At 57.6% G+C, this 13,244-nt stretch carries 15 protein-coding genes and 1 tRNA gene; 7 read left to right on the forward strand and 9 right to left on the reverse strand.

What is annotated here, in order from left to right; genetic code table 11:
- The first annotated feature begins 193 nt into the window (after nucleotides 1–193).
- Nucleotides 194–967 carry a class I SAM-dependent methyltransferase gene (locus tag ACR0B7_RS00300; RefSeq protein WP_170481882.1) on the forward strand — a complete coding sequence of 258 codons (774 nt, stop codon included), beginning with the start codon at nucleotides 194–196 and terminating at the stop codon, nucleotides 965–967.
- Nucleotides 968–1,153: 186 nt separating this feature from the next.
- Here ACR0B7_RS00300 and ACR0B7_RS00305 read toward each other — a convergent pair.
- Nucleotides 1,154–1,239: transfer RNA gene (locus ACR0B7_RS00305), tRNA-Leu, on the reverse strand.
- 145 nt (nucleotides 1,240–1,384) lie between these two features.
- Here ACR0B7_RS00305 and ACR0B7_RS00310 point away from each other — a divergent pair.
- Nucleotides 1,385–1,963, forward strand: coding sequence for a YqaA family protein (locus ACR0B7_RS00310; RefSeq protein WP_170481879.1), 579 nt, complete (start codon nucleotides 1,385–1,387; stop codon nucleotides 1,961–1,963).
- Complete coding sequence (locus ACR0B7_RS00315; RefSeq protein ID WP_170481876.1) at nucleotides 1,960–2,427, forward strand: disulfide bond formation protein B; 468 nt, start codon at nucleotides 1,960–1,962, stop codon at nucleotides 2,425–2,427. Before ACR0B7_RS00310 ends, ACR0B7_RS00315 begins: the two co-directional genes overlap by 4 nt.
- Here ACR0B7_RS00315 and ACR0B7_RS00320 read toward each other — a convergent pair.
- Nucleotides 2,424–3,011 carry an HNH endonuclease gene (locus ACR0B7_RS00320; RefSeq protein ID WP_170383227.1) on the reverse strand — a complete coding sequence of 196 codons (588 nt, stop codon included), beginning with the start codon at nucleotides 3,009–3,011 and terminating at the stop codon, nucleotides 2,424–2,426. The genes ACR0B7_RS00315 and ACR0B7_RS00320 overlap by 4 nt on opposite strands.
- Before the next feature lie 214 nt (nucleotides 3,012–3,225).
- On the opposite strand from ACR0B7_RS00320, the gene ACR0B7_RS00325 reads away from it, so the two are divergent.
- Complete coding sequence (locus ACR0B7_RS00325) at nucleotides 3,226–3,831, forward strand: pseudouridine synthase (RefSeq protein WP_170481873.1); 606 nt, start codon at nucleotides 3,226–3,228, stop codon at nucleotides 3,829–3,831.
- A 31-nt stretch (nucleotides 3,832–3,862) separates the two neighbouring features.
- Nucleotides 3,863–4,288, forward strand: a complete 426-nt coding sequence (locus tag ACR0B7_RS00330; RefSeq protein ID WP_170413221.1) for a VOC family protein — start codon at nucleotides 3,863–3,865, stop codon at nucleotides 4,286–4,288.
- Between the two features lie 2 nt (nucleotides 4,289–4,290).
- On the opposite strand, the gene ACR0B7_RS00335 is transcribed toward ACR0B7_RS00330, so the two are convergent.
- From ACR0B7_RS00335 to ACR0B7_RS00345, 3 genes are all read right to left on the reverse strand, one after another.
- The gene (locus ACR0B7_RS00335; protein ID WP_170481870.1) at nucleotides 4,291–4,593 is read right to left on the reverse strand and encodes a putative quinol monooxygenase; all 303 of its coding nucleotides are present in this window, start codon (nucleotides 4,591–4,593) and stop codon (nucleotides 4,291–4,293) included.
- 124 nt (nucleotides 4,594–4,717) lie between these two features.
- Nucleotides 4,718–5,383, reverse strand: a complete 666-nt coding sequence (locus ACR0B7_RS00340) for an alpha/beta fold hydrolase (protein ID WP_170383219.1) — start codon at nucleotides 5,381–5,383, stop codon at nucleotides 4,718–4,720.
- Nucleotides 5,380–6,012, reverse strand: coding sequence for a DNA-3-methyladenine glycosylase 2 family protein (locus ACR0B7_RS00345; RefSeq protein ID WP_170481867.1), 633 nt, complete (start codon nucleotides 6,010–6,012; stop codon nucleotides 5,380–5,382). The genes ACR0B7_RS00340 and ACR0B7_RS00345 overlap by 4 nt, the downstream gene beginning before the upstream one ends.
- A 97-nt stretch (nucleotides 6,013–6,109) precedes the next feature.
- Between ACR0B7_RS00345 and ACR0B7_RS00350 the strand changes: the two genes are divergently transcribed.
- On the forward strand, nucleotides 6,110–7,336 hold the full coding sequence (locus ACR0B7_RS00350; RefSeq protein ID WP_170481864.1) for an MFS transporter: 1,227 nt from the start codon (nucleotides 6,110–6,112) through the stop codon (nucleotides 7,334–7,336).
- A gap of 5 nt (nucleotides 7,337–7,341) precedes the next feature.
- Here the strand turns inward: ACR0B7_RS00350 and ACR0B7_RS00355 are convergent, their stop codons facing one another.
- The 3 genes from ACR0B7_RS00355 to cysS are packed head-to-tail and all read right to left on the reverse strand — an operon-like array spanning nucleotide 7,342 to nucleotide 11,152.
- On the reverse strand, nucleotides 7,342–8,124 hold the full coding sequence (locus tag ACR0B7_RS00355) for a squalene/phytoene synthase family protein (protein ID WP_170481860.1): 783 nt from the start codon (nucleotides 8,122–8,124) through the stop codon (nucleotides 7,342–7,344).
- The gene (gene cimA, locus ACR0B7_RS00360; RefSeq protein WP_170481854.1) at nucleotides 8,121–9,755 is read right to left on the reverse strand and encodes a citramalate synthase; all 1,635 of its coding nucleotides are present in this window, start codon (nucleotides 9,753–9,755) and stop codon (nucleotides 8,121–8,123) included. The genes ACR0B7_RS00355 and cimA overlap by 4 nt, the downstream gene beginning before the upstream one ends.
- Nucleotides 9,755–11,152, reverse strand: coding sequence for a cysteine--tRNA ligase (gene cysS, locus ACR0B7_RS00365; protein ID WP_170481850.1), 1,398 nt, complete (start codon nucleotides 11,150–11,152; stop codon nucleotides 9,755–9,757). Before cysS ends, cimA begins: the two co-directional genes overlap by 1 nt.
- A gap of 261 nt (nucleotides 11,153–11,413) precedes the next feature.
- Between cysS and ACR0B7_RS00370 the strand changes: the two genes are divergently transcribed.
- Nucleotides 11,414–12,601, forward strand: coding sequence for a pyridoxal phosphate-dependent aminotransferase (locus ACR0B7_RS00370; protein ID WP_170569502.1), 1,188 nt, complete (start codon nucleotides 11,414–11,416; stop codon nucleotides 12,599–12,601).
- Between the two features lie 6 nt (nucleotides 12,602–12,607).
- Here ACR0B7_RS00370 and ACR0B7_RS00375 read toward each other — a convergent pair whose 3' ends face one another.
- A complete protein-coding gene (locus tag ACR0B7_RS00375; RefSeq protein WP_170481844.1) occupies nucleotides 12,608–13,126 on the reverse strand; it encodes an outer membrane beta-barrel protein in 519 nt (172 codons plus the stop codon).
- Between the last annotated feature and the right edge of the window lie 118 nt (nucleotides 13,127–13,244).

The following is a 13,244-nucleotide window of genomic DNA, read 5'->3' on the forward strand; positions in this document are numbered from 1 at the left end:
GTATCGGAGCCATTCACCATAAATTTTGACGACCACGAAAAGATTTGCGACACATATCACATCTATTTTGAAAAATTACGGCGGGATTTTCCGAGTGAAATATGCAGGAGAATTGAGATCAGGCCACAGCGCGATTTGCCCGGTCTGCGAAAATAGATCCAAATTGGCGTTCGCCAAAAATGGATATTCAATTATGAAATGCGCGGCATGTGGAAACCGCTCGGTTGCTGGTTTGTTTGGCAACGACCACGTTGCCTCAGTTTATGATGACAGCTATTTTTTCGGGGGCGGCGCTGGTTATTCTGACTACCTAAGCGAGGCTGAATTGCTGCGAGACCAAGGCCGGCGCTATGGGAAACTTTTGTCCCGCCATTCAAAAACCGGCCGAATTCTTGAGGTCGGCAGCGCCGCAGGATTCCTTCAAGCTGGGCTGGAAGATACAGGCTGGGTGACCACAGGTCTGGACCCTAATCAGACAATGGTGTCTCACGCTCGGGAAACCCTTGGTCTAAACAGTTTGCTAGGCAGCCTCGAAGATCTTCAAGGGTTGGAACCCTTTGATGCCGTTAGCCTGATTCAAGTTATTGGGCACTTTCACGACTTGACGAAAGCCATGCAAACGGTTGCCGACTTGACGCGACCGGGTGGCATCTGCGTGGTAGAATACTGGCGCCTGGACAGCTGGATCGCGCGAGCGATGGGTAGGTACTGGCACGAATATTCACCACCGAGCGTCCTGCATTGGTTTTCCCGATCTGGGCTTGATACGCTGATGGGCCGCCACTCGTTTTCTCCGGTCGAAAGCGGCAGGCCCAAGAAGTACATTTCCGCAGGCCACGCCGCCTCGCTGCTGGAGCATGTTCTCGGAAGCAAGATACCTGCCAAGCCATTGAGAATGCTGCGCCCCGACGCAAAAATCCGCTATCCGTCGCTTGATCTGGAATGGAGACTGTATCGCCGCGCCTAGCACACCCAGATCAGCACAGCAGATCGGTATGCGCGCAATAGATCCGAATCTGCGAACAAGGTTGTTCGGATGCGGTCGCGCAAGTGAGAACGAAATAAGTACCACGTGAGTACCGAACGAGTACCGGGAGATCGACTTTAAAAGAAAAAACAGAGAGAAAGTTACCCTAACCCTCTGTTTTTACTATGGTACCCAAGGCCGGACTCGAACCGGCACGGTATCACTACCGGGGGATTTTGAATCCCCTGCGTCTACCATTCCGCCACTTGGGCCACGTTCATTGGATTATCGCTCATGAGCAGGAAGGTCCAGAGGCAAAAAACAACCTAGACCCAGATTGTTTTCACCGTGCAGGTTGACGCTGCATCTGGCCCGTGGTTTGGCTTAACCAACAGAATAACAGGATTTTAGCACCGAATGTTGCGATCGCTTTATGACTGGACCATCCGTCTGGCAGAACATCCGCACGCGCTGTGGGCGCTCGCTGTTGTAGCTTTCATCGAAAGCTCTTTTTTTCCGATTCCGCCTGACGTTCTCATGATTCCCATGATCCTCGCGCGGCCGTCGCGCGCGTGGCTGATCGCAAGTGTCGCTTTGGTTGCCTCGGTACTGGGTGGGCTTTTGGGTTATGCCATTGGTGCGTTCTTCTATGAAAGCGTAGGCCAACCCATTCTTGAATCGATGGGCAAAGCGCACGCGATGGAAGAATTCAATACGCGCTTCAACGATTTCGGCTTCTGGGCCGTTCTCGGTGCGGGCGTCACCCCTTTCCCTTACAAGGTGATTACGATCATGTCCGGTTGGACCGGCATGCCTTTGGGTACGTTCATTGCGACCTCGATTCTGGCTCGGGCCTTGCGGTTCTTCGTCGTCGCGGGTCTGCTTTGGGGCTTCGGTGAACCAATCAGAGCCTTTATCGAAAAGCGTCTCGGGCTTATGTTCACCCTGTTCATCATCCTTCTTTTCGGCGGTTTCCTTGCGGTGAGATACCTATGACACGCAGAAGTTTGCTTTTGCTGGTTGCAACCGGCGGATCCGTCGCGCTTTTGCTCGGAGCTTGGGGCTTTCAGCACATCGGAGGGATGCCGCCGTGCAAATTGTGCGTTTGGCAGCGTTACCCGCATGGGGTGGCGATTCTGATTGGCGCTTTGGCTTTGGCTCTGCCGCGCAACACTTTGCTGCCAGTGATCGGCGCACTTGCCGCGATGACGACTGCCGCAATCGGAGTCTTTCACGCAGGCGTCGAACAAAAATGGTGGGAAGGTCCGTCAAGCTGCAGTTCGGGTGACATTGGTGGCCTGTCGACGCAAGAGCTGATGAACCAGATCATGTCAGCGCCTCTTGTACGCTGTGACGACATCCCGTGGGAGTTTCTTGGCCTGTCCATGGCTGGTTGGAACGCAGCTCTTTCGGCAGGTTTGGTTCTGGTCTGGCTCGCGGCGTGGCGCGCCAGCCGTTAAAACTCGTCCAGTTCTGCATCCCAGTACAGAAAATCGATCCAACTATCATGCAGGTGGTTTGGGGGGAATTTCCGACCGATATTGCGAAGCGCTTCGGCGTCCGGTTGGCGCGGGGGCTTGCGCAAATTCATCCCGGCCTGCCGCAATGATTTTGAGCCCTTCTTCAAGTTGCAGGGACTGCACGCCGCCACAACGTTTTGCCAGCTTGTCACGCCACCCGCCGCTCGGGGGACGACATGGTCAAATGTCAGGTCCCCGCGCCCGCCACAATATTGGCACCGGAATTCATCCCTCAAAAATAAATTAAAGCGCGTGAAGGCCACGCGCTTTCTGGGTTTTACATAATCTTTCAGGACAACGACCGAGGGTATTCGGATCTCGGTACTGGGGCTTCTCACGACCTCGTCATATTCAGCGACGATGTCCACCCGGTCCAGCCAGGCCGCCTTGATCGCCTCCTGCCAGGGCCACAAAGACAGTGGGTAATAGGACAAGGGGCGGTAATCGGCGTTCAAAACCAATGCCGGATGATGCTTTAGCGCACCGGGTTCCCTGACAAATTCGGTCCTGAAATCTCCGTCCATATCAGAATCGCTCCTCGCTCTGCTCTGCCCATTTTTGACATCAGAGCGGGGAACACCCGCCCCGGCCTTAACTCAACTATATATCGTGTTAAATCTCTGACAAGCCCTGAGTATCCACAATATCTCGGGTATTGGGTAAGCTGCCTAAGTAACAGGCAAGTGACAGTTATCCACAGGTTGCCTTGCCTGTGTCGCTCGGGCTATGGCGTGAACCATGTCCTGGTTCATCCGCTTTAACAAACCTTTCGACGTGTTGCCGCAATTCACCGATCGCGCCAATGCGGATTCGCCACGCAGTACCTTGTCGGATTTTATCGACCTACCCGGCGTTTATCCCGCAGGGCGATTGGATCGCGATAGTGAGGGGCTCATGCTGCTGACCGACAATGGCCGTTTACAGGCACAAATATCCGACCCGCAGCACAAGATGCCAAAAACCTATTGGGTTCAGGTTGAAGGTCTGCCCGATGCAGCCGCGCTGAAGGCGCTGAGGGATGGGGTCGAACTGAAGGACGGTGTGACCCGCCCTGCCAAGGCGCGACTGATGGATGAGCCTGACGGGCTGTGGCCGCGCACGCCCCCGATCCGGGTGCGACAGACAGTGCCTGATTGCTGGATTGAACTGACCCTGCGCGAAGGCAAAAACCGGCAGGTCCGGCGGATGACGGCCGCTGTTGGCCATCCAACCCTACGCCTGATCCGTGCCCGCATCGGAGATTGGACGCTTGAGGGGCTGGAACCGGGCCGTTGGGACAGCCTGCCTGCACCAGCAATCAGTACCGCGCCCCAGCGCAAACGGGATCGCCGCCCGCGCCGGTGACAAAAACCGCGTTTTGTGATAGGCTTACGCCATGAAAGTCACACCAGACATACCAACAGCACAAGGTGTTCTGGAGGCCGCTCTTTACGTCGATGATCTGGATTCGGCAGAACGGTTCTATGGCGAGATTTTGGGGCTGGAGAAAATTCAACGCGTCACCGACCGCCACGTTTTCTACCGCCTGGGCGCATCGGTTTTGCTGATTTTCAACGCGGATGAAACCGAGAAACCGCCTATGAACCCGGACCTGCCCGTCCCGCCTCATGGCGCACGCGGGCCTGGGCATGTTTGCCTCTCTATGCCACGCGCCCAGATAAACGTGATGCGTAAACATCTGCTGGACTGGAACGTGCCCATTGAGGCCGAGTTCGACTGGCCGAACGGCGCGCACTCACTCTATGTGCGCGACCCGGCTGGAAACTCGGTGGAATTCGCCGAACCTCACCTATGGGGCTGAGTTCAGCGAAGGGGCTGCTTTTCGCCCCCAACGATGCGGCAAATATTGCTGGAGACTACTCCCGCTTCGGCTAGCGCTGCCCGGAACGTGGCCATGTGAGGGGCAGAAAAATGCGCCTCAAGCGCGGCCTGACTTTCCCATTCTTCATAGACGCGGAACCGGTTTGCGTGGCCCAGGATTTGACTGAATTCGTAGGTGATACAACCTTCTTCCTTTACCGTTTCAGCCACCATCTCTTGCGCAGCTTTGGCTGCTTTTTCAACGCCTTCCGGCGCGACCTCAACCGTTCCCGTTACCACGAGCATTCCCACCTCCATCTGGGTTTAGTACCCTCTCAAAGTCCATTCCGCCCGGCCGATACGAACGGCCGGGGGAAAGGACACGGACAGCTTTTGCCGCCCCCCCGACACGCCGAAAAGACAGCGCCGCTCAAAGGCTCAGCTTGTCGCGCATGAAAGCCAACGCGACGCTGAGTCCGTCGGGCGCGATACCGTGCCCGGTGCCTTTCATGACATGGGCATAGACCTCTTTGAAATCGGCGGCCTGAAGCGCCTCGGCCGCTTCGGGCAAGGATTGTGGCGGGACCACATCATCCGCATCGCCATGAACAAGCAGGATGGGCATTCGGCTGACAGTTTCATCCGGCAGCAGGTCCGGCTCCAGCAGCCGCCCGGAAAAGGCGACAACCCCCGCCACTGGATCTTCGCGGCGTGGGGCGACATGCAAGCTCATCATCGTGCCTTGCGAAAAGCCGAAAAGGACTACCTGTTCCGGCAGGACATCCTCATCGACCATCAGGGCGTCCAAAAAGGCATTGAAGTCTTCAAAGGCCATTTCCATGCCACGACGCGCTTCTTCTTCGGACGAACCGTCGATCCAGGGAATCGGGAACCACTGGTAACCATTTGGCATCCCCGGAATTTGTTCCGGTGCGTCAGGGGACACAAACAGAGTGTCCGGCAGGTGCTCGCCCAGAACATCCGCAATACCCAGCAAGTCCGCGCCGTTGGCACCATAGCCATGCACAAACACAACGACCGAGCGTGTATCGCCCGAAACCGGCTCTTTTCGGAGCGCATTCAAAACTCGTGTCATCTGATCCCTTCTCGTTCCTTTGCCACCCGGTAATAGGCCCACAGCACCCGAGCCGCAACCGACCGCCAAGGCGACCACGCCTCGGCCATCTTTCGCAATTCTTTGTCCGTTGGGCGCTTTGGCAGGCCATAGAGAATACGCGCGGCCTCTTGCAAGGCCAGATCGCCCGGCGCGATAACGTCAGCGCGCCCCAGTGAGAACATCGCGTAGATTTCGGCCGTCCATACGCCGATACCCGAAACCTCGGTCAAAATCGAGACCACATCCGCGTCAGGTAAATCACGTAACGCCTTGTAATCAATGCGCGTCTCGGCCAGCGCGCGGGCATAGCGGATTTTCTGGCGGCTCAGCCCCGCAGCGCGCAAATCATCATCCGTCGCCCACATGATCTTGCGCGGCCCGGTCAGCTTTGCGTCCTGCAAGCGTTTCCAAATCGCGTTGGCCGAGGCTACGCTGACCTGCTGGCTGACGATCGCACTTAGAAGTTGCGCGAATCCGTCCGGGCGTCGGCGCAGCGGCAATGGCCCGGTCTGATCCATCGCATAGGCCATGCGCGGACACGCAGCGGCAAGCCACTCGGCCCCTTCAGCGACACAGTCCGATGTTTCGATGATACGTCCGACGGACATGCGCACTCCGGGTAGTTAAATCACGAGCACGTTAGGCCGCTTTGCCGCATATGCAACCCGCTTGTACGCTGCGCTTTTCGCGGATACGCATAGGCGCATGACAATGACCGCCGCCACTCCAAACGACAGCCGGGCCAAGCGAAACGTCGCCGTGCTGGTTGCAGCCCAAGCCTTGCTGGGCTCGCAGATGCCGATGATCTTTATCGTTGGCGGGCTGGCCGGGCAATCGCTGGCGACCAATGCCTGCCTCGCGACGCTGCCGATCTCGCTGATCGTGCTTGGGTCCATGCTTGCTGCGACGCCGATCTCGGCGATCATGCAACGTTGGGGACGGCGCGCAGGGTTTCTTGTTGGCGCGACAGCCGGTGCTTGCGGCGGGTTGGTCGGCGCATATGGCCTGTACCTCGGGTCATTCCCGGTGTTTTTGGTAGGCAGTCTTCTCACCGGCATCTACATGAGCGCTCATGGGTTTTATCGCTTTGCCGCGGCAGACACGGCCTCTGAAGAATTCCGACCCAAGGCGATTTCGTATGTGATGGCCGGTGGCTTGGCAGCAGCGATTATCGGCCCCCAGATCGTCAAGCTCACTTCGACCGCGTACGTCGTTCCATTTCTGGGCACCTATCTGGCGGTGATTGCAGTAAATATTGTTGGCTCGGCGCTTTTCTTCTTTCTGGACATCCCCACACCCCCCAAGGCCGAGGAAGGCGTACCCAAGGGCCGAACCCGCCTTGAGATGCTGAAAACCCCGCGCATCGCAGTCGCGATCATTTGCGCGATGGTGTCTTATGCGCTGATGAACCTTGTAATGACCTCGACGCCTCTGGCGGTCGTTGGTTGCGGTTACACGGCCAATGATGCGGCCGATGTCGTGACGGGCCACGTTCTGGCCATGTATATCCCCAGCTTTTTTACCGGCCAGCTTATCGCGCGATTTGGGGTCGAAAAGATTGTCGCGCTCGGCTTGGCTATTCTGGCTGGCGCAGGCGTTGTCGCCTTGCAGGGTGTCGAGCTTGAGAATTTCTTCATTGCCCTGATCCTATTGGGCATCGGCTGGAACTTTGGGTTTATCGGCGCCACAACCATGCTGGCCGCTTCTCACGATGTGAATGAGCGTGGTCGGATGCAGGGTCTCAATGACCTTCTGGTGTTCGGAGGCGTAACGCTTGCTTCCTTGTCCTCGGGCGGCCTGATGAACTGCTCGGGCGGATCACCGGTCGAGGGATGGACAGCGGTCAACCTGGCCATGATCCCACTGCTTACACTGGCTGGAGGCGCGCTGCTGTGGCTGGTCTTGAAACCGGCCGAACCTGAAAGAGCCTGAGCCGCCTACCAGCGGCCACTGGCTGCGGTCCACATCAACGACAACCGTCTCCGAACTTCTCCCTGCGACAAGGCACCGGCGGCCACCCGGTCGGGCCTTGCAACAGCACGACGCAAAACCCACTCTGCCTGCCAACCGGCATAAAGCGCGGGTCGGGCCTGTTCGGAAATGGTCGCACGGGCAGAACGGGCACGCGCGATACGGTCCAGTCCTTCCTGCGCCAACGCCCGAACGCCATCAGGCGTGCCGTCCAACAACGGAATACGCCCGCGCGCCTCTAGATCAGGGATCGCCCGCAGCCAGTTCGCAACCCCCAGGCCGTAGCCAAAGTCGCGCAGCACCTGCTCATCTGCTGACCCCAGCGCCTGCGCAGATGCAACAATCAACGATCCGGCACTGTGATTGAGGTAGGATTCAAAATGCGCTGCATCTTCAAAAGGATCACGGTATATATCCCAACGCCTTACAGAGATATATTCATCCAAAACCCCCGCCAAATGAGGGGAAAGCACGCGTGACAGCGGCGTGACCACCTCGTGCCTGCGCACTGGTTGCCCTTCTGCGATCTCCTGCAACGCGTCACGCCACCACTGAAGGCGCATTTCGGCAATCATCGGCTCGTGCGTGACCCAAGGCGCACGGGCAACTTCTACGTTCATTGCATAAATTGGAAACAACACCGCGCGCGCTTCGACCGGCGCGGCCATAGCCGCAATGAACCTGTCGGGATCAACCCGATGCACCAAAGCGGCGCACGCTTTAGCGTCGTCGTCGAACTGGACCGTCACTCGGCCACCGCTGCCTGCGAGCCGCAATCGCGCACAAGTTTCCACTGAATCGCATCCAACAGTGCTTCAAAGGATGCGTCTACTATGTTCGCACTGACGCCAACAGTGGACCAGCGCCGCCCCTGCCCGTCCTCGCTGTCGATGATAACGCGCGTGACCGCCTCGGTTCCGCCTTGTGTAATACGCACCTTGAAATCCACCAAATGCATATCATCCAAAATGCGTGAATAGCGGCCAAGGTCTTTTGCCAGCGCCTTGGCCAGAGCATTTACTGGGCCGCGATCACTGCCGTCATCGTCAAGGGACTCGCTGACCGACAGCTTCTTTTCACCATCGACTTTTACGACCACAACCGCCTCGGACAAGCTGACCATCTTGTTGTACTTGTTTTTCCGCCGTTCGACGGTGACTTTGTATCGCTTCACTTCAAAGAACTCGGGCAGTTGGCCCAGTTCCTCGCGCGCCAGAAGTTCAAAACTCGCCTGCGCCGTGTCGTAGGAATATCCATCCGCCTCGCGCAGCTTGATCCGATCCAGGATTCGCCCCAACGCCGGGTCACCGGCTTCGACGGTCAAGCCAGCCTCGGTCAGACGTTTCCTCAGATTCGATTGCCCCGCCTGGTTCGACATCGGGATAATCCGAGCGTTCCCGACAGCTGCCGGGTCGACATGCTCGTAAGTGGACGGATCTTTCAGGATTGCGCTTGCGTGCAGCCCCGCCTTGTGAGCAAAAGCCGATGCCCCCACATAGGCCGACTGTTTGCTTGGCACGCGGTTCAGAATGTCGTCCAGCATCCGGCTGACCCGAGTCAGACCGGCCAAAGCATGCATGCTGACGCCAATCTCGAACTGAGATGCATACGGTTCCTTCAGTAGCAAAGTCGGGATCAGCGCGGTCAAGTTGGCGTTCCCGCATCGTTCACCCAAACCGTTCAGTGTTCCTTGAATCTGCCGTGCGCCCGCGTCCACTGCAGCAAGGGAACAGGCCACAGCGTTTTCAGTATCGTTGTGAGTGTGAATACCAAGGCTGTCTCCGGGAAGACCCGCCGCGATGACCTGTGAAACGATCCGCGACACTTCGGACGGCAACGCGCCGCCGTTTGTATCGCACAACACGACCCACCGCGCCCCGGCGTCCAGCGCCGCTCGGCACACTTCAACCGCATACTCAGGATTGTCCTTGTATCCATCAAAGAAATGCTCGGCATCGAACAGCGCCTCACGCCCCTGCCCCACAATATGCGCGACCGAGGCGCGGACATTCTCGACATTCTCCTCAAGCGAGATGCCCAGAGCGTGCGTGACATGATAGTCATGCGATTTGCCGACCAGACAAACCGCTTGCGTACCTGCATTCATGACCGCGGCCAGCACGTCATCATTCTCGGCCGATCGCCCCGACCGTTTGGTCATTCCAAATGCGGTCAGTTGAGCAGTTATCTTGGGGGCAGAGTCAAAAAAAGCACTATCGGTCGGGTTGGCCCCGGGCCAACCACCTTCGATATAGTCCACTCCCAATTCGTCCAGAGCTTTGGCGATCTGTACCTTTTCGGCGGTCGAAAACTGCACGCCTTGCGTCTGTTGCCCATCTCGTAGGGTCGTGTCGTATAGGTACAACCGTTCCTTGGACATCACAGGCCCTCCAACTTGGCGGCATCGAAACCTGCACCTGGGACAAGCTCGACCCCCTGCTTGCTCATACGCACTTCAAGACCTGCAGCGATATAAGCTGCCTTGAGACGGTCGACCTCCGTAAAATCCTTGCTCTGCATTGCAACTGTCCGCGCTTCTGCCAATCGGTCCGCATGTGCCGCGAGATCAATGGAAGCAGTGTCTGCCCACGCGCCCATTTCCGGCGTCAAAAGCCCCAACAGCCGCGCGCTGGCCAACAGCCCTGCCGCGTCTCCGTCCGAGGCCAACCGGTAGAGTTCTGCAAGCGCACCCGCAGTGTTCAGATCATCACTCAGCGCTGCGATCACCGAGGGTGCCGCGCTGTCGGCGGGCTCGATGCCCGCAGTCAGCGCCCGCCACTTGCGCAGCGTTGCTTCGGCCTCGTGCGCTTTCTTCTCGGTCCAGTCCATCGGCTTGCGATAGTGGGTCTGAAGGAACACGAACCGGATCACTTCGCCCGGCACTCCCTGTTCCAGCAAGTCATGAACCGTGAAGAAATTGCCCAGTGACTTGGACATCTTCTTGCCCTCGACCTGCAGCATCTCATTATGCAGCCAGACCCGCGCGAACTCGCCCTCGGGATGGGCGCAGCAGCTTTGCGCGATCTCATTCTCATGATGCGGGAACATCAGGTCATTGCCACCGCCGTGGATATCAAAGCTCTCACCCAGCAATTCGTAACTCATGGCCGAGCACTCGATATGCCACCCTGGACGCCCACGCCCCCAAGGTGAGTCCCAGCCTGGCAGTTCGTCAGTCGAAGGTTTCCACAACACAAAGTCCATCGGGTTCTTCTTGTACGGAGCAACCTCGACCCGTGCACCCGCGATCATATCGTCGACCGAACGCCCCGACAGCGCGCCATAGTGTTCCTTCCAGCTGTCGACAGCAAACAGAACGTGCCCTTCAGCAGCATAGGCATGCCCCTTGTCGATAAGCCCTTCGATCATCGCAATCATCTGCGCGATATACTGGGTTGCTCGCGGCATTTCGTTCGGTTCAAGCGCGCCCAAAGCGCCCATGTCATGAAGATACCAGCCTATCGTCTCGTCCGAGCGTTCCTGCACCAACTGCTCTAACGTACCTTGCGCCCCGGCCTTTTGTCGCGCCAGAGCAGTCGCGTTGATCTTGTCATCGACGTCAGTGAAATTCCGCACATAGGTCACGTGATCCACGCCGTAAGTGTGCCGCAGCAACCGGTAGAGCACATCGAACGCCACCACGGGCCGCGCATTGCCCAGATGGGCGCGGTCATAAACCGTTGGGCCGCAGACATACATCCGCACATTGTCGGCACTGATCGGAACGAAGTCTTCTTTCGTCCGCGTCCGGGTATTGTGCAGTTTAATCGTCGTCATCGGTCGGCTCCTAAAGGCAGCATTGCTCGTCGCGTTGGCGCGGGCTTAGCAACTTGTCTCAGGGATGAAAACGAAAGAAACCGGCCCGCTTGATAAATCAGCAGGAAATGCAGCAAATAATGATGCAGGTCATCCGGTTCATAGGCCTGTGACTACCATGCAGATGCCAATTCGCCAAGCCCCTGTGTCCCAGTTGGTATTCGATTGACAATCGAAAAATCCTCTGGCCCTGTCAGCCCAAAAGACCAACGGGAGCGCGCCATGCAACTTTCACAGCGTATCACTCACCTGACCGGAGATGGCGGTGATGGATGGGATGTGTTCTATCGCGCGCGCCGAATGCTCAGCGAGGGCCACGCCATTACCGAGCTGACGATTGGTGAGCATGACATCCTCACCCACCCAACGATACTGGACGAAATGCACAGGTCAGCGCGTGAAGGTCACACCGGGTACGCAATGGTTCCGGGCACGGATCTGCTCCGTGATACCGTGGCCGCCCGTGTTCAGGCGCAGACAGGCGTCCCCACGACACGCAACAACGTCCTGATCACCCCCGGCGGCCAGGCAGCTTTGTTCGCTGCTCATGTGGCTGTCTGCGATCCCGGAGATGTTGGGCTTTTTCTGGATCCCTATTATGCCACCTATCCCGGCACGATCAGGGCTGCCGGAGCGATCGCGCGGCCTGTGCAAACCACGGCCAGCAAAGCCTTTCAACCCAGCGCCGAACAGATCGACAATTCTGCTGATGGTGCCGTATCGCTGCTGATCAACACCCCGAACAACCCGACCGGAGTTGTCTATTCCCCGCAAACCCTAGAGGGCATCGCCGCTGTTTGCCGACAGCGCGATCTGTGGCTGATTTCGGATGAAGTTTACGACACACAGGTTTGGGAAGGCAGGCATATCTCTCCTCGGGCTCTGCCTGACATGGCCGAGCGGACGCTGGTTGTCGGCTCAATGTCCAAGTCCCACGCGATGACGGGTTCCCGCTGCGGCTGGGTGATCGGCCCGGAAGACGTTATCGCTCATCTGATTAATCTGGCCACGCACACAACCTACGGAGTTCCCGGGTTCATACAGGATGCTGCCAGCTTTGCCCTGACAGCAGGCCGCAGCCTTGAAGACGAAATCGCTGCGCCATTTCAAAGACGCCGCGCACTTGCGATCGAAATTCTCGAAGCGCAAAACACCGTAGGACTGGTTCCTGCGCAGGGTGCCATGTACCTGATGCTGGATATTCGAGCCACGGGCCTGAGCGGTGAGGGCTTTGCCAATGCCCTTTTGGACACGCACGCAATCGCGGTCATGCCGGGCGAGAGCTTTGGGGAGGCCGCAGCCGGACATATTCGCGTGGCCATGACAATCGACGATGACCGTTTTGCCTCGGCACTGGGGACAATTTGCGAATTCGCCGCGCAGTTGAAAGATCACCGCGCGGCTGAGTAGCCTCTCTCAGAACCGAAAAGTCGTCCGCAGGTTAAACACGTTGGAATCCAGCCCCCCTTCGGACTGGGTCACATCGTCAAAGTTCTGGCGCAGCGCCTCACCGCTGATGACAAAATTCTCACCAATCGGATACGCGACGCCGATGCCGTAGACAGCAGCCGTATCGTTTTCAACTGTCGAATCCACTCGGGCCGCACCAACCACGACATATCCCAGGGCGGGTCCAAAATCGTAGCCGCCGCGCAGTTTCAACCGTGTCATACCATCCAAACTGCCTTCACCCTGACCAAGGTTCAGCGACAGTCGGTTATACTCCAGTTCGCCGCCAAGAACGAAGTTTCCGAAGTCGTGGTCGTAACCTACAAGAGGCCCAAAACTGGTATCATTGCCGCTTGCGCCGTTCGGTCCGTCCGCGTCCGTGTATCCGAAACTGAACCCGGCATACGCCCCGCTCCAGTCCTCAGCATCTGCCGAGGCAGCACTGGTCACGACAAACGCGACAATCAGGACGAAAAGGGCTTTCATATATTTCACCAAAAACCTTTCAACAAAGTCTTCGAGTACTCAGATCACGTTGACATAAAACTGGTCCGCAATGGTTAATTTTCAATTGAAATCACGAACCGGTGTTAAATAAGTGACA

Source organism: Ruegeria sp. BB6, from assembly GCF_056539385.1.